The organism is Candidatus Omnitrophota bacterium, assembly GCA_030695905.1.
GTDB lineage: Bacteria > Omnitrophota > Gorgyraeia > 2-01-FULL-45-10 > 2-01-FULL-45-10 > CAZHPY01.
In genome coordinates this window covers 1-23,005 of sequence record JAUYOL010000035.1, presented here as the reverse complement: position 1 = coordinate 23,005, position 23,005 = coordinate 1, and the positions used below count along the sequence as shown (strand labels likewise).

Here is a 23,005-nt window from a genome sequence, read left to right as displayed (position 1 = left end):
AACAAATGAAAAATTACGGAGTTGTATCAACTGGCCCGCCATTGGTCACGTAAACACAGCTTGAGCCATTCACCTCGGTAACCGTTCCAGCGGCATTTATTGTAGCCGCACCGTTAAGACTGGGCCCTACGGAATACAGGACAAAGAATGTTGTACCTTGATTATATCCGTAGGCTGCGCCGCCAAACGGATCTGTGGGCAATACGGTTGGCGCAATCTGCGGCACTGCCGTAGTTAATGCCGCGGTCGTTGCCGGCAAAGTGCTATTGTTATGTATGTAGTAGCTCTCTACCGCTGTCTGCAGCATCCTTAACTCGCCCTTGGCCTTCGCGATATTGCCTTCATCCTGCATTCCTCTAAACCTCGGCAGGGCGATGCCTACCAGTATCGCTATAACCGCTATTACTATCAATAACTCCAAAATTGTAAAACCTTTTCTTGAAAACATTTTTCTTTGTCTCCTTTCTCTTTTTGTTTATTATTTTCTTTAATGCCGTAACGTCTTGACCATGTCAAATATAGGCATCAGCATCGAAGCCATAATAACTCCTACCATACATCCTAAAATAAGCAGGAATATCGGTTCTATCACTGTGGTCAACTTCTTTATCGCGTAGTTTACCGTCATGTCATAGAAGTCGGCAATTTTATTAAGCATGCCGTCCAGATTGCCCGATTCCTCTCCCACGGAGATCATCTGCACCACATCCGTCGGAAATTCATTGCTTACCTTTAATGGTTCGGCAAGATGTTCGCCTTTTTCGACATAATGGCGGGCATCGGATACTACCTGTTCAAGGATCTTATTCTCTACAACTTCCCTGGTTATATCAAGAGATTGAAGTATGGGGACGCCGGCGCCCAAAAGAGTGCCGAGCGTCCTTGCAAATCTGGATATTGCCACTTTTTTGTATAGCGGCCCGACGATAGGAAGACGCAGTTTCATAGTATCTATAAGAATGGCCCCCCTGCTTGTCCTGGAGTATAGCTTCATCAGAAGTATAGCCGCTATCGCAATAGCGAACCCTGCATACCAGTAATGTTTTATAAACAGCCCAAACTTATAAACCACCAATGTTGGTATCGGTAATCGCACGCCTGCCTTCATATATATCTGGGCAAACTGCGGAATTACGAAAGTTACTATAAAAAGCACAACGATAATACCAAAAGTTAGAAGTATCACAGGATAAAATAGAGCGCTCTTAACTTTTTCCTTTATATCTTCCTGGTGCTCAAAAAACATCGCGTATCTCATCAATACGGCATCGAGAGTACCGCTTGCCTCTCCGGCCTTCACCATATTAATAAATAATCTGGAAAAAATATTAGGGTGGGCGGCGAGCGCTTCCGAAAGCGTTGAACCCCCTTCTATCTGCCTGCCCACTTCTCCAACAGAATCCCTCAAGGCCTTATTATCTATCTGCTTCGATAGGGTTGACAGCGACATCAGTATGGTAAGCCCGGAATTTATCATATTTGAAAACTGTATATAAAACATCAGCATGTCGTCGGACTTCGCCCTTTTAAACCTGTCCAGGATGCTGCCGAGCTCCATGCCGGGTCTAATCTCAAATACCTTAGTGGGCATATAACCCATCTTGTGGAGTTTATCAATAAGCTGGGCCTTGTCAGGAGCTTCCATCTTCCCCTTCACGGCCCTTCCGGTAGTGTCACGCGCTTTATAAATAAAGGTGGGCATATATTTACCTCAATGTCCTTAAGTCTTTTGGTAATGTAACTGTAAATTTTGTCCCATGATCGCTTTCGGACTCAACCGCAATATTCCCCTTGTGCATATTTACTATATTCTTCACTATGGATAGGCCCAGCCCCGAGCCCGCAACATCTTTTCTTTCTGCGCTGTTAATGCGGTAATATCTGTCAAATATTTTTCCTATATCCTCCTTGGATATCCCCATACCGGTATCCCGCACAGATATAGTAACGGATCTTTCATCTTCTTCCAGCGAAACGTCTACGCGGCCTTCGGGCCTGTTATATTTAATGGCATTCTCCACAAGGTTACTTATAACTTCATTAAGCTTGTCGGGGTCACCCCATATCTCTATTCTTTTATCGGGAATATAACCCCCTAACTTGATACCCTTCTTTTTGGCGATTATCCCAAGCGAGTCGATAATGCCCTTCGCGGTATCTGTGACATTAAATAGATTCCTGTTTAGACTCTGCCGGCTGCATAGCGTATCATCCGACAATAGTATATCGTCTACCATATGGACCATTCGCTCGACATTCTCCGCGGAAATATCCAGATATTTTTTTTGCTTTTCATTGATCTGTCCGCTGACGCCTTCGAGCATCAGCAGTATGGCCTCTTTTATAGTGGCAAGTGGGGTCTTGAGATCATGGGCTACATTTGAAACAAGTTCGCGGTGGTCTTTATTGCTTTTTGAAATCTGCTCTTCCAGCTTTATGACTTCTATCGCGATGGCGGCAAAATCCGCTATCGCGTTTAGTAGATCGAGGTCTGATTCTCTGAATACATCTTTCGACGCCTTGTTATTGACATTAACAACTCCGATTATCCTGCCGCGCATCTTAAGCGGCACGCTTAGTAAAGAATTATTATAATATTTCCCGCTGGCCTTGAGCGCAAATCTCGGATCCTTGGTTATATCTTTTATCAAAAGCGACTGGCCCGTCTTTCCTACCCAGCCGGAAACACCTTTTCCTATCTCAATACTCGCGTCATTGACTATCTTTTCGTCGAGGCCTTTAGCTATCTTCACAACCAGCCGTTTTTTATCATTATCGGTAAGCATTATCGAAACTATCTCTACCGACATATAAGACGCTATCCTATTCACTAATATCTTTAAAGCGTCTTCGAGATCCAGCGCGGATAAAAGCTCCACAGCTATAGAATACGACGCTTTTAATTTATAATAACGCCTTACGGGAGAATTAATAAGTCTTCCGCGTATATTCTCCACGATCCTGTTCATCTTTTAACCTTCTTCAGTTACTCTTAAGACTTCCGCTACTGTGGTCAGGCCCGCCATTATCTTTTGTATCCCATCATCTTTAAGACCCATCATCCCGGCATTATGCGCCAATTTACTTATCTCGTCCGTGGAGGCCTTCGCCATTATAGCGTTGCGTATCTGGTCATCGGGAATCATAAGCTCATATATTCCGATCCTGCCCTTATAGCCGGTATTCATGCATTTGGCGCAGCCTTTGCCGCGATAAAATTCTGATTTATCGGGTTGCGCCACTCCTATATCTTTTAATTCCTCTTTTGTAGGCGTATATTTTTCTTTACACTCCGTACATATGGTACGCACCAATCTTTGCGCGAGCACTCCGATCACAGAAGATGACACCAAAAATGGCTCCATACCCATATCTATCATCCTTGTAACCGCTCCGGGCGCGTCATTTGTATGAAGAGTTGAAAATACCAGATGTCCTGTAAGCGCGGCCTGTATAGCTATCTCGGCAGTTTCGCGGTCTCTCATTTCGCCTACCATTATTATATTCGGGTCCTGTCTTAAGATAGACCTCAACCCATTCGCGAATGTTAGACCCACTTTTGTATTTATCTGTATCTGCCTTACCCCTTCGAGCTTATATTCGACGGGGTCCTCTATCGTTATTATATTCTTCTCTTCGGTGTTTATCTTATTTAAGGACGCGTAAAGCGTTGTGGTCTTGCCGCTCCCCGTAGGCCCTGTCACAAGTATTATCCCGTGAGGCCTGCGGATAATCTTATCGAATTTAGTAAGAATATCCTTTGAAAATCTCAGATCCTCGAGATTCATAACGGCGCTTGATGAATCAAGAAGGCGGAGCACAACATTTTCTCCGTATATTGTAGGGACACATGAGACGCGCATGTCTATCTCTTTGCCGCCCATCTTTATAGTAAACCGGCCATCCTGCGGAACGCGCCTTTCGGCTATATCGAGGTCCGCCATTATCTTTATCCTGGAAATTATCGCCGACTGCAGATGTTTGGGCGGAGAGCTTATTTCGTGCAGCATGCCGTCAACTCTTAAGCGCGTCTTTAAAGTCTCTTCTTCCGGCTCCACGTGTATATCGCTCGCCCTTTCTTCTATGGCCTTCATTATTATCATATTCACGAGTTTTATCACCACGGGCTCTTCCACAATACCCTGAAGTTTTTTTACATCTATATCTTTTCCGTCCGCGACGCCGAGCTTTTCTTCATCTATCGACTTTATCAGGTCCTCCATGCTGCCCTTCGCGCCATAATATTCATTAAGCGCCTTTTTTATCTCTCCTTCAGTAGAAACGGCAGGCTCGATAATAAGACCCGTTTTTGACCTTATATCGTCTAACGCAAATACGTTCCATGGATCTATCATGACACAAGTAAGACGATTGCCTATTTTTAGCACCGGTATCAATTCATATTTTCTCGCCAGGGCTTCCGGAACAAGCTCTACAATCTTAGGGTCTATCAAATAATTATTCAGCTCTATCCTGGGCACGTTCAATTTATTGCTTAAGAACATCACGAGGTCATCCTCGGCGATAAAACCAAGGCGCACGAGCGCTTTAACCAGCCTCTCGCCCTTACGGGCCTCTTCTTCCTGAGCTTTTTTTAATTGTCCCGCAGTTATTATGCCTTCTTCGACAAGGCTCTCGCCAAGCGACTTCTTTTCTCTCGCCATAAATAGCTCCTTAAACTATGCGCTGCGTGTCTTTAAGCGCCTATTAATTCCTGTATCTTGCCAAGTAGTAACTTCGGATCAAAGGGCTTGGTTATATATGCTTCAGCGCCCATCTCTTTACCCAGCGCTATATCTTCTTCCTGTGCCCGCGCCGTAAACATTATAATAGGTATCTTGGCGTATCTTGAGTCATTTTTTAACAAGCCGCACACTTTGTATCCGTCCATCTTCGGAAGCATCAGATCCAGTATTATAAGATCCGGCTTCTCTTTCTTTGCCTTCTCAAGGGCCTCCTGCCCGTCATACGCGCAAACAACTCCATAGCCCGTGGCTTCCAGGCGCATCTTAAGCATCTCCACCAACTGCACCTCATCATCCACAACCAGAATCTTCTTGCTCATAAATTTTGCCTTTTACTCTTTTTTCCCATGATATCTTTGGGCCATATCAAGGACGCTGTTAATGCTCTTTATCTGCTTGCCAAGATCGTCGGTCTTTACAATAAAACCTGACGCTCCAAATTTATTAGCGACTTTAAAACGCTCTTCCGTTGAAAAAGCCGTTATTATATAAACGGGTAAGTTCTCATCCATTTTCCTTATTCTTCTTAGAACTTCGAGGCCGTCTATGCCCGGCATAAGTATATCCAATAGAACTGCGTCCGGTTTTTCATCCTTCAATTTTTTAAGCGCGTCTTCGCCGTTACCGGCCGTTACAACATTATAGCCGTTTGCTTCCAGCCTTATTTTTATAACTTCTAAGAAATCGACTTCATCATCTACAACAAGTATCTTTCTTGCCATTGTTCCTCCTTATGCCTTAGCGGATTTCGCCGCGGAATTGCCCAAACGTGCCTTAGCTATCAAGTCCCTACCCACCTTGCCGTCGTCCGGAAATGTGGCGCATCCATATTTTATATCCAGCTTATCTCTTACCTTCTTTTCCCCCAGGCACTTATCTAAAATCTGCTCCAGCCTTTGGCGGACAAGTATAGAATGTTCCTTGTTGCAGTCGGCAAGTACCACCATCATATCTCCTTCGTTACTCACAAGTTCATCGCCCTGCCGGCGTAATGTATTTTTTATAAGCCTCGCGCAGTCATTGATGGCGTTGTGAAAACCTTTTTTCCATGACGCGTCGGACGATTCACCTTTTGATGTCACACAGACGAGTGCTATAGACACTTTGGACCTGTTTTTCGCGGCGGCTTTTATGGCCTTCTCGGCATACTCGTCGAAAAGAGACTCTTCCGTATACTTATGCAGCGTAAAGATAAAACGCGACCCCATACCAGGCTCGCTTTCGACAGAAATGGCACCGCTGTGCATATCTATAATACCCTTCGCTATCGAAAGGCCGAGGCCCGTGCCTTTTTCACCCGCGCCGGCGAGCCTGCCAAACTGCTGAAACTTATCGAATAACTTTGGGATATCGCTTTTTGATATCCCCGGGCCGGTATCTTTAATAGAACACGTGATAACATCATCCTTATCCTTGCAGGCGACTTCTATATATCCGGAAGATGTAAACTTTATAGCGTTATTTATCAGATTGATGAGCACCTGCGCTATCCTGTCGGGATCCGCGTATACACTGCCGATATCCTTATCGACGTCCAGCTTAAACTCAAGGCCCTTGTCCTTTATCTTCAACTCAAAAGAGCTCGCCACCTCTCTTACTATGTCTGATATATTTACCAGGTTTCTCTTAAGCTCGACTTTCCCCGCTTCTATTTTTGATATATCCAGAAGACTGTCTATGATACGCGCCAACCTGTCTATATTAAACTTCGATATATCGAGTATCTTTACCTGCTTTTCATTTACTTCGCCGGGCACCCTGTCAAGGACAAGACTCACGCCTTCTTTTATTATCGACAGAGGTGTCCTAAGCTCATGAGACACGGTGGATACGAAGTCTGATTTTAGCTGATCTAATTGCTTAAGCTCTTTATTCGATTTTTCAAGGGTAGCCTTTGCCTCCTCCAGGTCCTCCAATATATTCAAAGTAGCTTCCTGCGTTTCGGCAAGCTCCTTTGTCCTCTCTTTGACCTTTTCTTCGAGGCCTCGTGAAAAAATTTCCAGCTTTGTCTGCTTATCCTTTATATCCGCGATCATATTTTTGAAAACTTTCGCGAAGCCTTCTATCTCATCTCCGGTATGCACCTCTATTTTATAATCCCAGTCCCCGGACAAGACTTTCTCTGTGGCTATATGCAATTGGTTTATAGGTTTGGCGATTACTCCTCCGAAAAACGCGCCTATGGGAATGGTGATTATGATAAGTATTATGGCTATCAATACAAGCTGGCCTATGAATTTATATAAAGGGGCGAACGTTTCTGCCTGATCCTGGACTATAAAAACCACCCACTCTATGCCTCTTTCCGAAAGAAATGGCGGCTTAACCAGAGAATACGCGATAAATGAATTTCCGTCATGCACAGCCACCTTATCTGTAACAAAAAAATTCTCTTTTCCGGATAATAACTTCTTCATTTCTCCTGTGTTGAAAAATTTCATACTCATGGGTCTTAGACCCTGACGGTATATAATATTACCTTTGGCGTCTACTAAAACCGCGTGGCCGGTTTTACCCGATTTAAATACTTCCAGGACGCTAAATAGTCTTTGTATATCTATATTGTCCTTGCATATGCCTATTACTTCGCCTTTTTCGCCAATAACGGGAGACGCTATGATTATGCCCCAGCGCAATGAGGATTTATCAAATTCTATATCGCCGACATATAGCTTTCCCTTGCCATTATTGTACGCTTCCTGCCACCATTTCTCGCCCGCGTAATAAAAGTTGGTGGTCTTCATAGACGACGCTACAAGGCCGCCATGTTTGTCTGTCATGGAAATCTCGGACACAGTCTCTCTAAGGGCCGCTATATCTCTCATGGCTACGCTGACTCTATTCTCTAAATACCCCCAAAAAATAGGATCTCCTTTTGGTGCCGAGGACCACCTCTTGTCCATGTCCTCAAGATAAGATTTTATCTCTCCGGCGCCCATATTCTTATATTTTAAGTTACTGTCCTGGATAACATCGACCCACAATGGCAGCGTAGTATAGGCTTTGGCATCCTCTATCTCCGCCAGGAGATTCTTCACAACATAATCTCCCAACAACTGGGATGTCTGCGTATACTGCCGTCCTATGACATTGTGCAATATATTGTGGCCAAAGGTATATGACAATACGGCTCCGATAAAAATTATCAGTAACGTAGCAGAGCATATTATGGTTGTTATTTTTTGTTTTATCGTCATCAACATGATTTTTTACTGCTCCCGATACCTTCTGTCGAGCGTCTTCGCTTCAAGCTCCGCTATCCTCGCCTTCAGCTCTTTCATCTTAAGTTCTCTGCCTACTGTAATCTTCTGGAACCGCTCCAGATCCTCTATCTTCTTTTTCAAATCTTCTTCCATTTTTTTCCGCTGGGCTTGGACCTTCTTGACAAGAGATATATCTTTTGATATATGCGCCACGCCTATCATCTCTCCTGAAGGACTAAAAATAGGCGAGGTCGTGATGAGAAGCGGTACTCCTATACCCGGATCATTCACTTCTTCAACATGGACTTTTTTATCCTTCTTGCTCTTTTCGAATGGACATCCGGGCCATGGGGTATTTGTCTTATGGACTAACTCATAACATTTTTTTCCTACTATATCCTCAACCTTCATATTCAATAATTCCGCAAAAGCCGTATTTGCCTTTATAATAGTGTTCCTCTCATCCGCGATAAAAATGCCGTCGCCTATCGAATTGAATATCACGTCCCAGTCCATGTATTGGTTGTTATTGCCTTCCATCAGTATTGTCCTTGTAATATCATGTCAATAGTATAATTATAAGCTATCTGCCTGTCAAGCCTCTCTTGAGGCGACCAAATTTACCCCAAGCCCCAGAAAATTGGCCTCAATTATATCCCCCGGACGAACTCGTTTTTTCAACCTAATCTTTTTGATTTCGCCCATTGCTGCGGCAAGCTTGGGCTTAGGAATAGGCTTATCCGTCCTTACAGGGACCATCTTTAAAGGCAGTCCTTCCGTAAGCACGCTGGCGGTCAATACTCTGACGGGATTTTCAATCTCGGACCTGGCGTATTTTTCGCCTTTAGGGCACTCATTGCCGCTCACCTTTACTACGCGGCAATTTTCCATATCAACCGATAAGGTGCAGCCTTTGGGGCATTCAATGCATGTTAGCTTCTTTATCATTCTAACCCTTTAATATACTCCGCCGCCATTTTGCCGGCGGCATGGCTGTCTTTAGACACCCGGTCTACGAGATCATAAACCTTAAAAGAATTCCCACAGGCAAATATGCCCTGCACAGAAGTCTTATTTACTTCATCCGTTAAGCTTGCTCCGGCCATCTCTATCAGTTCGTTCTCCGAAATCAGCCCGACGGAAACAAGAATCGTATCGCAGTCAATCTCGAACCCTGAGCCGATTATTTCATTATAACTGTCATCGACTTTTATTACTTCTGCTTTCTCGACCCTGTCTTTGCCGTAGACTCTGGATATCTTATGCTTGAAATAAATGGGAATGTCAAAATCTTCCACGCACTGAACTACGTTGCGGGTCAGCCCGCGCGTTTTTTTCTGTATTTCGATTATTGCTTTTACTTTTGCGCCTTCCAATATAAGGCGCCTGGCCATTATCAGGCCTATGTCTCCGGAACCTACTATCACAACCTCTTTACCCGGCAATAGCCCTTCTATATTTACAAGTTTCTGGGCAAGCCCCGCTGAAAATATACCTGAAGGCCTTGTACCGGCGATATGGATCATCTCTCTGGTCTTTTCACGGCATCCTGTTGCCATGATAACCGCGCCGCCCGCTATCTCTTCCATCAGGCCGGGTTTTATATATGTAAGCGTCTTGTCTTTTTCTAATCTGACAACGAAAGATCTTAAGCTAACCTCCACTTCGGGGATTTTTCGGATTTTCTCTATGAACCTGTACGCGTATTCCGGGCCCGTCAGGACCTCTTTAAAGTACTCTATTCCAAACCCGGTGTGTATACATTGATTCAATATACCGCCCAGATACTGGTCTCTTTCCAGAAGAAGAATATCTTTTACGCCGTTTTCATACGCGGATATAGCCGCTGCCATACCGGCCGGGCCGCCGCCGACTATAACAAGATCTCTTTTAACCATCAGACCTATCCTCTTTCACCATTTCCGAGCCTGCGCCGCGCTTTGTCAATTCTGTCATCTTCTTATTTGTTTTTTCAGCCAGTATCTTCATCAGCCTTGTGGTGCAAAAACTGCCATGGCACCTTCCTGCCTGGGCGCGCGTCCTGAATTTTATTCCGTCAAGCGTGGTAGCCCCCCTACCGATAGCGTCCTGGATCTCTTTAGCCGAAACCATTTCACATCTGCATACAATATCGCCGTAGCTCGGATCCTCTTTTATAAGAGCCTTTGTTTTTTTCAAAGGAATATTAAATAGATGTATCTCTTTTTGGCGATGTTTGTGAAAAAATATCTTTCTTTTTAGCCGCAGTCCGTTATTTTTCAAAATATCGCTCACCATCAACGCTATCGCCGGAGCGGCGGTTAAGCCCGGAGACTGGATTCCGGCGACATTTACAAACCCCGGCACGCTCTCCTCGTGCCTTATTATAAAGTCGCTGCCGCAGGCCGGCCTTAAACCCGCGAAATACGCTATCACATCATTACCGTTTATAGATGGCACGAGCTTTTGGACACTCGCCAGGACTTTCTTAAACCCCTCGTCCGAGGTTGACAAGTCGTCTTTATCTTCTACCTCTTGAGCCGTCGGCCCTATCATAGGGTTACCGTCGGAAGTCTTTATCACAAGCACGCCTTTCGAATCTTTCGACGGCAGCGGGAATATTAGATGGTTTGTAATATTTTCTTTCTTCTTATCCAGGAGAAATTCTTCGCCTTTGCGCGGATGGATGGTAAAATCATTTATGCCGGCCATTTTTGAGACGTCGTCCGCGAAAAGACCCGCGGCGTTTATTACAAATCTTGTCTTAAAAATACCTTTGGGTGTTTGAATTCCGAAATTTTTATCCCCCTCTATATTTATATTTTCGACCTTTGTAAGCGTGTGAATTTCAACACCATTATTCAGGGCGTTCTCGCCTAAGTCGTAAACCCATCTATACGGACTTATTATCCCCGCGGTGGGCGCGTAGAGCGCGGCTATGACCTGCTTTGATAAATTCGGTTCATGCCTATCCAGCCAGGTCCTGTCGACGATCATGAGCCTTGGCACGCCCAGGGCTTCAGCCTCTTTTTTTAATTGAACGAGCCTTAACCTCTCATCCTCGTTAAAGGCGACTATCAACTCTCCGACTTCTTTAAAATCTATCCCTAACTCTTTAGACATTCTCCGGGTCAGCTTATTGCCTAATACGCAAAGCCTTCCTTTAAGCGAATTGACCGAGTTTTGTGTTCCGGGATGGATTATTCCGCTGTTCGATTTTGAGACGCCAAAGGCAAGCTCTTCTTCTTTTTCCAACAGGGCAATGTTTAATTTATATTTCGACAGTTCGCGCGCTATCGATGTGCCGATAACGCCTCCGCCGATAATCACCGCATCATACACCTGCATATCCCCTCAATCTTGGAGACGCTTTCCAACTCAATCGGGAGACGCTTTCCGAGCCAATCGGGAAAGTGCCCCTTACCGCTCCAGGGTTCTCTCAACCGTTTTAATCCACCCGTTATAAAATTTTTCGCTACTTTTTCTACCCATCTTTGGTTTAAACACTCTGTCCACCTTCCAACACCTCTTAATCTCGTCCGAATTTTTCCAATAACCTATCGCAAGGCCGGCCAGATACGCTGCGCCTAAAGAAGTTATCTCTATGGTGCTGGGCCTCACAACATTTACGCGTAATATATCCGATTGAAATTGACATAATAAATTATTTGATATCGCACCGCCGTCCACTTTTAGATTTTTTATCTTCACACCGGCGTCCTTTTCCATCGCAAGCATCACATCCTTTGCCTGGTAGCATATCGCTTCTATAGCCGCCCTTACTATATGCGCTCTCTTTGTGCCTCTCGTTATTCCCGATATAAGACCGCGCGCGTGACTGTCCCAATATGGCGCTCCCAGACCGACGAGCGCCGGGACAAAATATACACCGCCGTTATCTTTTACCGAGCAGGCCAACTTTTCAGATTCAGACGCCTTCTTCAGTATCTTTAGCCCATCCCTTAGCCACTGTATTACCGCCCCGGAAATAAATACCGCTCCTTCGAGCGCGTAGACAGGTTCTCCTTTTCTCCCGCAGGCCAGTGTTGTGATCAGGCCGTATTTTGAAACGGGCCTTCTCGAACCGGTGTTGAGTAAAATAAATGAGCCTGTGCCATATGTATTTTTTACTTCGCCGGGATCAAAACATACCTGTCCGAATAACGCGGCCTGCTGATCGCCCGCTATGCCGGATATTGGTATCCCCGCCGGTAAAGCCCCTGTCTTGGCGGTCTTCGCGAAGATCCCGGAAGAGATCTTTACTTCGGGCAATATTTTTGCCGGTATGCCGAACTTTTTCAATATCGCCCTATCCCAACTCTTCTTTTCTATATTGAATAACATCGTGCGGGAAGCGTTTGTGTAATCGGTAGCGTGAACCTGTCCGCCGGTCAACTTCCATAATATCCACGAATCTGTAGTGCCGAAGATAACCTTTCCGGTTCGCGCCTTGGATAAAGCGCCGGGCACATTCTTTAATATCCATTCTATTTTCGTCGCGGAAAAATACGCGTCTATAGGCAGACCCGTCCTTTTTCTGAAAAAGGACGCCTCTTTTTTCTCCTTTAACTCGTCGCACCTGGCCGCGGTGCGCCTGCACTGCCACACTATGGCGTTGTATATGGGCTTTCCGGTGTATTTGTCCCACAACACGGTAGTTTCGCGCTGATTCGTAATGCCTATGGCCGCGATTTTATTCGCCGGCACCTTCTTAAGCACTTTCTGTATCGAGTCATAAACGCTTATCCATATGTCGCGCGGATTATGTTCTACCCATCCAGGCTTCGGAAAGTGCTGGGGAAATTCCCGATAAGCGCTCGCTTTCTTTGCCCCGTTCCTATCATATACTACGACCCTGGAGCCGGTCGTGCCCTGATCTATCGCCAGTATATATTCCACCTAAATTCTCCTCGTCATCCAGTTTAATATATCCGCAAAGACTTTTTCCCTGCCCGTATCTATAGAAAGCGAGTGGTACATGCCCGGATATTCTATGATGTTCTTATCCTTGGCGCTGATTTTTTTAAATACTTTTATACTCGCGTCGCTATATACAAGTTTGTCGTCGCCGGCGACCAGAAATAAAATCGGGACGCCTATTTTCATCCCGAATATTCTCATCGATATCTGTGCGATAAAAATATCGAAAAGCACTCTGGATGTCGAGAGAACGTCCTTATCATAAGTCGTTTCTATCATCTTTAAATAAGCCGGATCGCGTGTACACATATCCGATGTAACCGGCAATCTATACTTTTTTTCGGGATTATACAGAAGCGGCAGGAAAATTTTAACATAATCAAATGGTTTTAGCGGCGCCCTGCTGTTAAATGCCGGACTGATACACGCAAGGCCGTCGAACACAGCTTTGTCTTTGAGGGCCATGGCCAGTATTATTAGCGAGCCCATGCTCTCACCTACCGCGAATATTTTTTTGCCGGGATTATCTTTTTTGATTATCGCAAGAAGTTCATTTATCAAGAGGAAGAACTCTTTGAATGATGTGTGGCGCCTTAGATCTATAGCGTATGAGGAGATGTTATTTTTGAGAAGGAATTGCGCGAACTCTTCCCACCATGAGCTATTCGCGCCCAATCCATGAATAAGAAACGCGATACACTGGGGTGACGAATGGGCCCACGTCTTATAAGAAATAGGGCTGGCCAATTATATCGATCCTGTTATTACTCGTATTTCTTCCTCAATTCCGACAAATAAATAAGATGTTTTTTCTCTTCCCCTACAAGCTCTTCTATCTTTTCCTTGTCGGGGGCCATCATATATTTCAGAAGCTCCGAAAAGAAGAGTATCGCGTCCTTTTCAAACCCAATTCCGTACTTTATCGCCTCAAGCGGCTGTCTTACGTTTTTAGAAAACCACTGGGCGGTAATCTGATCATACAACATATCGTCTACCATATACTTCATGTATGCCAAAAGTTCATCTTTATAAGATTCGCCTGCCTCGTAAGTCTGCGTAGAATTCCGGATGACGGTAAATTTTTTAATATGCTCTTCTTCCCAATCGCGCAGGCGCGAGAATAACTCTTTCATGTCTTTCTCTTTGAATTTATCGGCGGTATAAGCATAAAAATCCCTTCTCTTCTTCTCTTTTTCGATGCCCATATCTATTATCTCTGCCGCAGTAAATACGTTCGCCATGATATCATCTCCCTCTATGACAAAATTATACCATATGATGGAGACGCTTTCCAAGTTATTCGGGAAGGTGCCCCCTTAATCCGAGTGGGAAACAATACAGAGTTGTTAGGAATTAAAATATTTTGAAATAATTTGCAACAATTTTGGCACTTTTTACGTCTTATATAATAGGAGGTGGCTATTATGCCTAAAGGACCTAGGATAGTACTGGATAATGTATTGTACCACATTATGACAAGGGGTAATCAAAAGCAAAAAGTATTTATCGAAGAAAGTGACTTTGGTGAATATCTGGATAGGGTTAGACGCTATAAGCGAAAATACAAATTCAGACTCTACGGTTTTTGTCTCATGCCTAATCACATACACTTAATTGGAGCAGTCGAGGATAAAGAAAATCTGGCCAAGTTTATGCACGGGATTAACAGGTCTTACACATCTTATTTTAATGAAAAATATCACAAAGTCGGCCACCTGTGGCAAGGAAGGTTTAATAGTAAAATAATCACTATGGATCCGTATGCTATAGACTGTATGAATTATGTCGAATTAAACCCTGTACGGGCAGAAATGGTTAGAATGCCTTCCGAATATAGATGGTCCAGTTATAGGGAAAGAAATTTAGGCGGAAACAATGATCTTCTAGACAGTTTGGAATTATAAATTTATAAGCATTCCTAACATAGGGGGCACCTTCCCGATTAACCCGGAAGACGTCTCCCGATTGAGTTGGAAAGCGTCTCCAGATTTAGGCTAGGAACTGGAGTCGGTCGAACGGGTAGAATATGTCCTATGTGGTTTGATTTTGCAGTCGGACAAAATCTCGTTTAGTGAAGGCAACACTTGAAAAGTTACGGCCGGATTCTGAATATTTCCCTCATAAAGAATGGGAGCGGAATGTTGATACCGCTTTTCTTCGGTCAAAAAGATCCTCATTATAAAATCTTTTCCATATATTGAAAATGGATAATATCTGGTCCAGCCTTTCTTGTCCATATCCACATTATTCATATCGAATTTTATTAAACCATTTCCACCCCCGGCGTGGAAAACGGCCGCAAGTCTCTCTTTAGTATATTTTTCCATAACGTCAAGTTTGTATATGGATAGGCCGATACAGGCTGATTCGTATATTTTTTTGAAGAATTTATCGCTGGACACGGAATCTACTTTAATTTGAGTCAGTGGAAAGTTAGTATCGGATAAAACTTCGGAGAGGATTGCGAACTGCATAAGAAACAACACTATCAGGAATATTAGCCATCTTTTATCAGTCAATAGCACTCCTTGACTTGATATAAGTAAGTCTACCACAGAATCCGGATTTTACAAGCTGCGAGGGGGCACTTTCCCGATTAGGTTGGAAGACGTCTCCCGATGGATTTGGAAAGCGTCTCTATCCGAGGTTCTTTCTGAACCTTAAAGAGCTGGCGACGATTACTACCGCTCCCATAACTAAAAGGACTAACATCTCGTTCCAAAGCACAGATACACCGACGCCTTTTAAGAATATGCTCCTTAATATTACAAGGTAATATTTTAGCGGATTCAAAGTTGTTATTACCTGAACCCATTGGGGCATGTTTGCAACCGGATACGCAAATCCCGAAAGAAGTATCGCGGGAAAATAGAAGAGAAATATAGACATCATCGCCTCCTGTTGCGTCGCGGAAATTGTGGATATAAATAATCCTATGCCAAGACTCGTTAATAAATATATAAGAGTACAGCCAAATAAAAGCGGGATACTCCCCCTTAAAGGGATATTAAACCAAAGCACTCCGACGGTAGCTATCATGACCATCTGCACGATAGCTATTATGCCAAACGGCGTTATCTTCCCCAATATCAGCTCTATAGGCCTTATAGGGCTTACTATCAACTGCTCCATAGTGCCTATCTCTTTTTCTCTGACTATGGCCATAGATGTTAGTATAAGCGACATCAATGTCACTATCATCGCTATAACGCCCGGAAGATAAAAATTTTTCGAATACAGGTTTTCATTAAACCACTCCCTGTCTCTTAAATCCACAACCGGGTATATATCCTTGCGCTTTAAATATATCTGGGCCCTCTCCTGCAGCATCTTACCGTTGTAGTTACTTATAATGGAACCGGCGTAATTCAATATTATCTGGGCCGCGTTGGAGTCGGTGCCATCTACAAGTATCTGCATCTGCGCGCTGCGGTTCGATGTAAGGTCCTGCGCAAACCCGCGGTTAAATCTTATGACCGCCTTTATCCTCGCGCGGTCCATAACATATTTTACGTCGCTTTCTTTTGAAAGATATTTCTGTATGTCAAAATATTTCGAGTAACTGAAGAGCCTTATGATATCACGGCTCTGTTTTGTATTATCCAGATCGTATATCGCGACAGGGACATTCGTTATATCCATCGTCGCCGCGTACCCAAATATCATTATCTGGACTACCGGAGATACGAATATGACAAACTTCATGCGCGGATCGCGGAATACCTGCAGAAATTCCTTCACAATCAACGAGAATATCCTCGTAAACATCGTCTTAAGCCACTTTCTTTTTAAACTTCATTATGGCAAGCCTCACCGCTATTAGAGAAAATATGCTCAGCGCCAATATATTTATCCAGAGCGCTTCTATGCCTACGCCTTTCAGATATATGCCGCGCAGTATTACTATAAAATAACGAGCCGGGACGAGATACGTAATATTCTGCACCCAATCCGGCATATTAAAAATCTCATATGTAAAGCCCGAGAGCATGAATGTGGGCAGAAATGACGTAAGTATCGCCATCTGACTTGCCATAAGCTGGCTCTTGGCCACGACGGATATATATATACCGAGCATCAGCGCGCCGGTCAAAAATATTCCGCTGCATACGAAGAGAAGTACTACATTTCCTCTTAATGGAACGTTGAACAATAATATGCCCATTATTACGGATATTATAAGATCGATAAGTCCTATGACAAAATAGGGCGTGAATTTCCCTATGATAAGCTCTATGCCTCTTACCGGGGTAGAGATGAGCTGCTCCATCGTACCGCGTTCCCACTCTCTGGCTATGGTAAGTGATGTAAGAAGCGCGGCTATTATCATCATTATGATAGCTATAAGGCCGGGAACTATGAAGAGCTTGGAGTCCAGGTCCTGGTTAAACCATATTCTCGAGCGCATATCCACGGGGTCGGAATTTTCTATCGATTGGGCCGCAAGCGCGTTCTTGACGTAGCCCATGTTATAGTTATATACGACGCTGCCTACATAACCAAGCGCTGTCTGGGCTGTATTCGAGTCGCTGCCGTCTATAATTACCTGCAGCGGCGCTATGCCGTTGGACTGGATATATTTTGAAAAATCTTTGGGAATTACCATCGCCATCATGGCATCGCCCCTATCAAGAAGATATTCCATGGCGGGATAGTTGTCATAGTATCCGATGATCTTGAAATATTTGGAGTTTTTAAAGTTCAGCAGGAATTCTCTGGCAGTAACAGAACCGTCCTGGTTCCAGACCGCCATCGGTATGTGGTCTATATCCAAAGATAGCGCGTATCCGAACAAAACAAGAAGAAGTATCGGAATGGCGAACGCGAGCGCGAGGGATCTGGGATCGCGCCAGATCTGTATAAACTCTTTTTTAAATACCGCCTTCGTCCTTCTGAAATTCATTTAGGCGTGATCCTTGTCGTAGTTTTCTATCAGGGAAACGAATACGTCTTCCAAAGTCGCTTTTATCTTGTTTATTTTGCAGTCCTTACAGCCTTCTTTATTAAGCATATCTTTTATTAAAGGCGCCGCTTTTTTAGCGTCCGGCGTAACCGCGTGTATGGCGCTTCCGAACAGGGCCGCCTCCTTAATACCCTGTAACAACGCTATCTTATCTATCCACTCCTCGGCGCCGGGAGCTATTATCTGGATAACGTCGTTCTTCATGAACTTCGTCTTCATCTCTTCGGGCGTGCCCATGGCTATAATAGTGCCTTTATAGATAAGCGTCATACGGTTGCAATTTTCCGCCTCGTCCATATAGTGAGTGGTAACAAATACGGTAACGCCTTTTTTAGCGAGGCCTTTTATAATATCCCAAAAGTTGCTTCTTGTTATAGGATCAACGCCTGAGGTCGGTTCATCCAGGAATATGAAATTTGGCTTATGAATCAGGGCGCATCCCAGCGCAAGGCGCTGTTTCCATCCGCCGGACAGGGTTTTTGTAAGAGAATGGCGAAGCGGCGCTATATCGGCCAGTTTTATTATGTCCTCTTTTCTTTCGGCAAGATCTTTTTTTGAGAGTTTGTATATACCACCGTAAAAATTTATATTCTCTTCCACCGTAAGATCGTCGTAGAGCGAAAATTTCTGCGACATGTAACCTATATTCTGCTTTATCTTCTCCTGCTCTTTATTTATATCAAAGCCTCCCACTTTCCCTGTGCCGGAAGTAGGAGTTATTATACCGCAAAGCATCCTTATCGTAGTGGACTTGCCCGCGCCATTTGGCCCTAAAAATCCGAATATCTCGCCGCTTTTGACCTCAAAATTTATCTTATTTACGGCCGTAAAATTGCCGAACTTTTTTTCCAGATTCTGGACGCTTACGGCAATATCATCCATGGCCCGATTCCTTTATTATCTCTATGAAAGCCTCTTCCAAAGTCTTCGCCTTCTTTTCCGCCTTGATAGCGTCGGGCGTATCGCAGCGCAATAATTTGCCCTTATGGATCAGGCCGACTCTCTTACAACGCTCGGCCTCGTCAAGATACGACGTAGAAAAAAGTATCGACACTTTTTCTTTCAATAACTGGTAGAGTATCTGCCAAAAGTCTCTGCGCGAAACCGGATCGACCCCGTTGGTGGGCTCGTCAAGAAATAATACCTTAGGAGTGTGGATAAGCGCGCAGGCTAACCCTGCCTTCTGCTTCATGCCGCCGGAAAGTTTTCCCGCGAGCCTGCCCTTGAAGGGAGTGAGTCCTGAAAAACCGAGCAGCTTTTCTATTCTTTTGTCCCTTTCACTGCCGGGGGGTACACAATATATATCTGCATAAAAATTTATATTCTCCATCACGGTAAGATCTTCATAGAGGCCGAACCGCTGTGACATATACGCTATATTGTCTTTCAATGTTTCCGCGTCTTTTACGGTATGCTTGTTATAAACCCATGCCTCTCCGAGCGTGGGATCCAAAATGCCTGTCAACAGGCGCATCGTTGTAGTCTTGCCGGCGCCGTCAGGGCCGACAAGCCCGAATATCTCTCCTTCCGGAATTTCTATATTGAGATTATCTACAGCGGTAAGATCGCCGAATTTTCTTGTCAAATTTATGGTCTTTATGGCAGGCATTTTATTCCGTTATGTACGCGTCCGCCGGCATCCCCGGCTTTAACTCAAGGCTCGAGTTATCGGCACGCACCTTTATCCTGTAGACAAGCTTTACTCTCTCGGTCGTGGTTTGGATATATTTTGGCGTAAATTCTTCCTGCTGCGATATAAATGAGACCCATCCCTTATAGCTTTTATTCGGGAAGGTATCTATCTTGATCATTGCGCGCTGATTCAATTTTACCTTGCCGATATCTGTCTCGTTTATATACGCGGTGACCCAGACATTGTTAAGATCGACCGCAGTAAATACAGGAGCTCCCACCAGAACATTCTCTCCCTGCTCGGCGCTTTTAACGAGTATGTACCCATTTAGAGGCGAAGCAAGCTCGGCCCATCCCAGCCGGGTATTGGCAAGTTCAAGTGAAGCGTTTAAGCGCTTTACGTTGGCCCAATCGGAATCTGCCTGCGTCTTTACCTGGTCGCGCCTCTGCTGCGAAACCGCGCCGGCTTTATACAGATTGTCGAATCTTATGTAATCATCTTTCGACAATTTTGCCTGAAATTCCACGGCCCTTAGCTGCGCTTCGGCTTCTTTCTGGATCTTCGTTAACTCGTCGGTATTCAGCCTGGCCACTATCTGCCCCATTTTAAGATTTGATCCCTCATCGGCAAGCAGGTCCTGGATCTGTCCAGCCACCCTGAATGATATCCGCACATCATTGCCCTCGATATTACCGGAGACTTTTATCTGTTTATGGTTATGAAACAGCTCTTTGGCAATAAATATGCCGGCAAGGGTCAACGCGATCAAAATTATCGCGCCAATAATTATCATCCTACTCTTTTTTATCATTTGTCTTCTCCCCCTTTGAGATGCTTGCGAAGTATTCACGGCCCATGGTCCTGTCAAGATACGCCTGGGCCATAAGATAGTCATACATACCCGAGGCGAGATTCTCCTCAACCTGCCCCAGCGAAGTCTGTGAATCTATGACATCGAGATTTATACCGACTCCGTTGTCATAACTTACATAGGATATCTTCAATGCCTCTTTTGCCTCTTCAATATTATCTTTTTGCGAATTAATTATCTGCGCCGACTCTCTCAAATCAAGGCATCCCTGTTTTATGTCACGCGCTATCTGCTCTATGACATTTTCCTGGCTAAGAACGGCCTGCGCGTAACGGGCCTGCGCCTCTTTTACTTTTGACAGTGTCGACATGCCGTCGAATATCGAGACCGTGCCGGTAGCCCCGACGCTAAAGTTCATATGCCTGTTATTAAACATATTTCTTAAATTATCGGACCTGTACAGGTAGTCCATATTGGCGTTTATATTCGGATACCATCCGCTCTTCGCGTATTCTATAGACCACTTTTCAAGATCTATACCGAGCGCTTTTAATTTCATCTGCGGATTGTTCGAATATGCCTCGCTTAAGAACGCGAATTCCCTAATCTCCACAGATGAATAAGAGAGCTGCCCCATGGCCTCGATCTTATCCTGCATGTTCAGATATAACAATTTTTTAATGTCGGCCGCTATCAACTCTATCGAATTCTCGGCTCTAATAAGCTGCGGCATGAATAACGAGACCTGAACTTTCGATTGCAATACGTCAAATTTCGAAGCGGTGCCCTGCTCAAATTTTGCCTTCACATTTTCATAGTGCGCAGTGGCTTGTTCTACGAGACCTTTTGTTATGCGCATAGTCTCGTACGCGAGAAGCAGCCCATTATAGAGCCTCTTTGCCTCAAACTCTATCTCCAGGATCCTCGAGCGCAGCGTTTCTTCCTGTATTTTAAGGCTAACTCGCGCTTTTTTAAGGTTGGCTATGCTCGCGCCGCCATCATAGACCATCTGGCTGCCTGTAATATTAACTTGGTTGTCATTTTTATAGCCTAAGAAAAGACCGACATCTTTTTTTGAAGATGGTACGCTTAATGAGGTCTTCGGTAATGCGGCATCGTAGTAAGTGTAGCTGTAGCCGATTCCTAAAGCGGGGAAGAAATTGCTCTGCGCTGACATTATATTGGCGCGGGCAAAAGCGATCTCCTGCTCCTGGATCTGTATATCTTTATTATTCTTTAAGGCGAGACCTATAGTGTCTTTCAGGGAAAGCACATGTTTATTCTCGGGTATTATATCGTGAGTTTTATCTTCTTCGCAGGAGGCTTGAGCGGTTAAAAAAATAAGAGACAGAAATAGCGCTGAAAGTACACACGCCTTCTTATTGAAAATTTCTCTCATCATGTCTCTTCTTAAAAAAATTATTGCGTCTTCACTTGCCTTAAGAATTCAGCGCTCTCTTCCGGCACGGAAGAGTTAATAAATATACCGCTGCCCACCTCAAAACCCGCAGGCTGTGATATCCTGGGAACTATCGTAAGATACCAGTGAAAATAATCTTTTCCATCTTCTTTAACCGGTATCGAGCGGATAGTATAATTAAAATCGGGATTGTTCAAACCGTAATAAAGTTTTGCGAGGGTCAGCTTCAGGATAGACGCCATGTCTCTTATTTCAATATCATTAATATTGCCAAACGACGACATATGCCTTTTTGGAAATATCCATGTAACAAAAGGCGCCGCGCCGGCATAGGGGATGAATGAAACGAAAGATTCGTTCTCTGCCACAACTCTCTTCTTCGCGGCCAATTCCTGCTCAAGAGTATCGCAGAACATACATTTGCCTATGGTGTCAAAAAAACTTACGGCGCTTTCCATCCTATTCCTGATCTGCGGAGGAACTATGGGTGTAGCGATAAGCTGCGAATGCGGATGCTCGAGGCTTGTTCCCGCGCCCGGGCCATGATTTCTGAATATTACTATAGCCTCGATACCTTCGCGATTCTGCAGGGCAAGATATCTGCTCTTATACGTCTTTATTACATCTTCAACCTGCACATCGGGCATTGTGACTATGCAAAGATTGTGTTTTGGACTTTCTATAATGACTTCAGCGACTCCATAGCCTGAAATAGAGTGATATATGCCGTCATTTTTACGCACTAATTTTTCTTTGGGCGAAAGCGCGGGAAATTTGTTGTATATGGACCGGACCTTCCACATATCTTTACCTTCGATGCGGAAAGTCTCGTCGGAAAGATCGCCTTCGCTGCCGGGACAGAATGGGCAATCCTGTCTGTGTTCAGGTATGGATTTTATCTCTTTTTGCGGTTTCTTAAAATCGAGCGGCCGCTTCGCTCTCTCTGTGGCTATGACAACCCATTCTCTGTTTATGATATTATATCTTAATTCGGACACAATTTCCCCCGCGCGTCCTGTCAATACGCTTATTATAAACAAATTATACCCTATATATATATATTTTGCCATTAATTCACACGCCAACCATCCAAACCTAAGCCTGCGGTTATGGGAAGCACAATAAAAATGTTAGGTCTTTTGTGATGACGAAAAACGGTTAAAAAGGGCCGAGGATGTCTGAGGCCCCGCTTAGGGGCCGAGTTCCGCAGGCCCCCGTTTTTCGACAGAACAAAAGACCGACCTCACCGTAGCATCTGGTCTACTACATAGTTGATTGCGAAGGCGGGGGAACATTTTTCCTGCCACCTATACATGACTATCTTACATACT

At 44.4% G+C, this 23,005-nt stretch carries 22 protein-coding genes and 1 pseudogene; 1 reads left to right on the top strand and 22 read right to left on the bottom strand.

Annotation, left to right across the window (positions count from 1 at the left end; all coding sequences use genetic code 11):
- Positions 1 to 13 precede the first annotated feature (13 nt).
- The 14 genes from Q8R38_05270 to Q8R38_05205 form a co-directional block, all read right to left on the bottom strand.
- Positions 14 to 448, bottom strand: a complete 435-nt coding sequence (locus tag Q8R38_05270; GenBank protein ID MDP3791431.1) for a type II secretion system protein — start codon at positions 446 to 448, stop codon at positions 14 to 16.
- Between the two features lie 39 nt (positions 449 to 487).
- Positions 488 to 1,702 (bottom strand): type II secretion system F family protein, encoded by a 1,215-nt coding sequence (locus tag Q8R38_05265; GenBank protein ID MDP3791430.1) that lies wholly within the window; start codon positions 1,700 to 1,702, stop codon positions 488 to 490.
- Positions 1,703 to 1,706: 4 nt separating this feature from the next.
- On the bottom strand, positions 1,707 to 2,969 hold the full coding sequence (locus tag Q8R38_05260) for a GAF domain-containing sensor histidine kinase (protein MDP3791429.1): 1,263 nt from the start codon (positions 2,967 to 2,969) through the stop codon (positions 1,707 to 1,709).
- Positions 2,970 to 2,972: 3 nt separating this feature from the next.
- The gene (gspE, locus tag Q8R38_05255) at positions 2,973 to 4,664 is read right to left on the bottom strand and encodes a type II secretion system ATPase GspE (protein MDP3791428.1); all 1,692 of its coding nucleotides are present in this window, start codon (positions 4,662 to 4,664) and stop codon (positions 2,973 to 2,975) included.
- A 32-nt stretch (positions 4,665 to 4,696) separates the two neighbouring features.
- Entirely contained in the window at positions 4,697 to 5,065 is a 369-nt protein-coding gene (locus tag Q8R38_05250; protein MDP3791427.1) for a response regulator, read from the bottom strand.
- A gap of 12 nt (positions 5,066 to 5,077) precedes the next feature.
- On the bottom strand, positions 5,078 to 5,467 hold the full coding sequence (locus Q8R38_05245) for a response regulator (protein ID MDP3791426.1): 390 nt from the start codon (positions 5,465 to 5,467) through the stop codon (positions 5,078 to 5,080).
- Positions 5,468 to 5,476: 9 nt separating this feature from the next.
- The gene (locus Q8R38_05240; protein MDP3791425.1) at positions 5,477 to 7,942 is read right to left on the bottom strand and encodes an ATP-binding protein; all 2,466 of its coding nucleotides are present in this window, start codon (positions 7,940 to 7,942) and stop codon (positions 5,477 to 5,479) included.
- A gap of 12 nt (positions 7,943 to 7,954) precedes the next feature.
- Positions 7,955 to 8,488 carry a PAS domain-containing protein gene (locus tag Q8R38_05235; GenBank protein ID MDP3791424.1) on the bottom strand — a complete coding sequence of 178 codons (534 nt, stop codon included), beginning with the start codon at positions 8,486 to 8,488 and terminating at the stop codon, positions 7,955 to 7,957.
- A gap of 54 nt (positions 8,489 to 8,542) precedes the next feature.
- Complete coding sequence (locus Q8R38_05230) at positions 8,543 to 8,896, bottom strand: DUF1667 domain-containing protein (protein ID MDP3791423.1); 354 nt, start codon at positions 8,894 to 8,896, stop codon at positions 8,543 to 8,545.
- Complete coding sequence (locus Q8R38_05225) at positions 8,893 to 9,846, bottom strand: FAD-dependent oxidoreductase (protein MDP3791422.1); 954 nt, start codon at positions 9,844 to 9,846, stop codon at positions 8,893 to 8,895. The genes Q8R38_05230 and Q8R38_05225 overlap by 4 nt, the downstream gene beginning before the upstream one ends.
- Positions 9,839 to 11,275 (bottom strand): NAD(P)/FAD-dependent oxidoreductase, encoded by a 1,437-nt coding sequence (locus Q8R38_05220; GenBank protein ID MDP3791421.1) that lies wholly within the window; start codon positions 11,273 to 11,275, stop codon positions 9,839 to 9,841. The genes Q8R38_05225 and Q8R38_05220 overlap by 8 nt, the downstream gene beginning before the upstream one ends.
- Before the next feature lie 72 nt (positions 11,276 to 11,347).
- Entirely contained in the window at positions 11,348 to 12,826 is a 1,479-nt protein-coding gene (gene glpK / locus Q8R38_05215; GenBank protein MDP3791420.1) for a glycerol kinase GlpK, read from the bottom strand.
- Positions 12,827 to 13,594, bottom strand: a complete 768-nt coding sequence (locus Q8R38_05210) for an alpha/beta fold hydrolase (GenBank protein MDP3791419.1) — start codon at positions 13,592 to 13,594, stop codon at positions 12,827 to 12,829.
- Positions 13,595 to 13,611: 17 nt separating this feature from the next.
- A complete protein-coding gene (locus tag Q8R38_05205; protein ID MDP3791418.1) occupies positions 13,612 to 14,088 on the bottom strand; it encodes a ferritin family protein in 477 nt (158 codons plus the stop codon).
- A 183-nt stretch (positions 14,089 to 14,271) separates the two neighbouring features.
- Between Q8R38_05205 and Q8R38_05200 the strand changes: the two genes are divergently transcribed.
- Complete coding sequence (locus tag Q8R38_05200) at positions 14,272 to 14,751, top strand: transposase (GenBank protein MDP3791417.1); 480 nt, start codon at positions 14,272 to 14,274, stop codon at positions 14,749 to 14,751.
- A 90-nt stretch (positions 14,752 to 14,841) separates the two neighbouring features.
- On the opposite strand, the gene Q8R38_05195 is transcribed toward Q8R38_05200, so the two are convergent.
- The 8 genes and pseudogenes from Q8R38_05195 to galT form a co-directional block, all read right to left on the bottom strand.
- A complete protein-coding gene (locus Q8R38_05195) occupies positions 14,842 to 15,366 on the bottom strand; it encodes a hypothetical protein (GenBank protein MDP3791416.1) in 525 nt (174 codons plus the stop codon).
- A gap of 118 nt (positions 15,367 to 15,484) precedes the next feature.
- Positions 15,485 to 16,615 carry an ABC transporter permease gene (locus tag Q8R38_05190; protein ID MDP3791415.1) on the bottom strand — a complete coding sequence of 377 codons (1,131 nt, stop codon included), beginning with the start codon at positions 16,613 to 16,615 and terminating at the stop codon, positions 15,485 to 15,487.
- A gap of 4 nt (positions 16,616 to 16,619) precedes the next feature.
- On the bottom strand, positions 16,620 to 17,750 hold the full coding sequence (locus tag Q8R38_05185; protein ID MDP3791414.1) for an ABC transporter permease: 1,131 nt from the start codon (positions 17,748 to 17,750) through the stop codon (positions 16,620 to 16,622).
- Entirely contained in the window at positions 17,751 to 18,692 is a 942-nt protein-coding gene (locus Q8R38_05180) for an ABC transporter ATP-binding protein (GenBank protein MDP3791413.1), read from the bottom strand.
- 61 nt (positions 18,693 to 18,753) lie between these two features.
- A pseudogene (locus Q8R38_05175) lies at positions 18,754 to 19,419 on the bottom strand (ABC transporter ATP-binding protein).
- A gap of 1 nt (position 19,420) precedes the next feature.
- Positions 19,421 to 20,254, bottom strand: coding sequence for an efflux RND transporter periplasmic adaptor subunit (locus Q8R38_05170; GenBank protein ID MDP3791412.1), 834 nt, complete (start codon positions 20,252 to 20,254; stop codon positions 19,421 to 19,423).
- Complete coding sequence (locus Q8R38_05165; protein MDP3791411.1) at positions 20,238 to 21,656, bottom strand: TolC family protein; 1,419 nt, start codon at positions 21,654 to 21,656, stop codon at positions 20,238 to 20,240. Before Q8R38_05165 ends, Q8R38_05170 begins: the two co-directional genes overlap by 17 nt.
- A gap of 17 nt (positions 21,657 to 21,673) precedes the next feature.
- Positions 21,674 to 22,744, bottom strand: a complete 1,071-nt coding sequence (gene galT / locus Q8R38_05160) for a galactose-1-phosphate uridylyltransferase (GenBank protein MDP3791410.1) — start codon at positions 22,742 to 22,744, stop codon at positions 21,674 to 21,676.
- Positions 22,745 to 23,005: the final 261 nt, after the last annotated feature.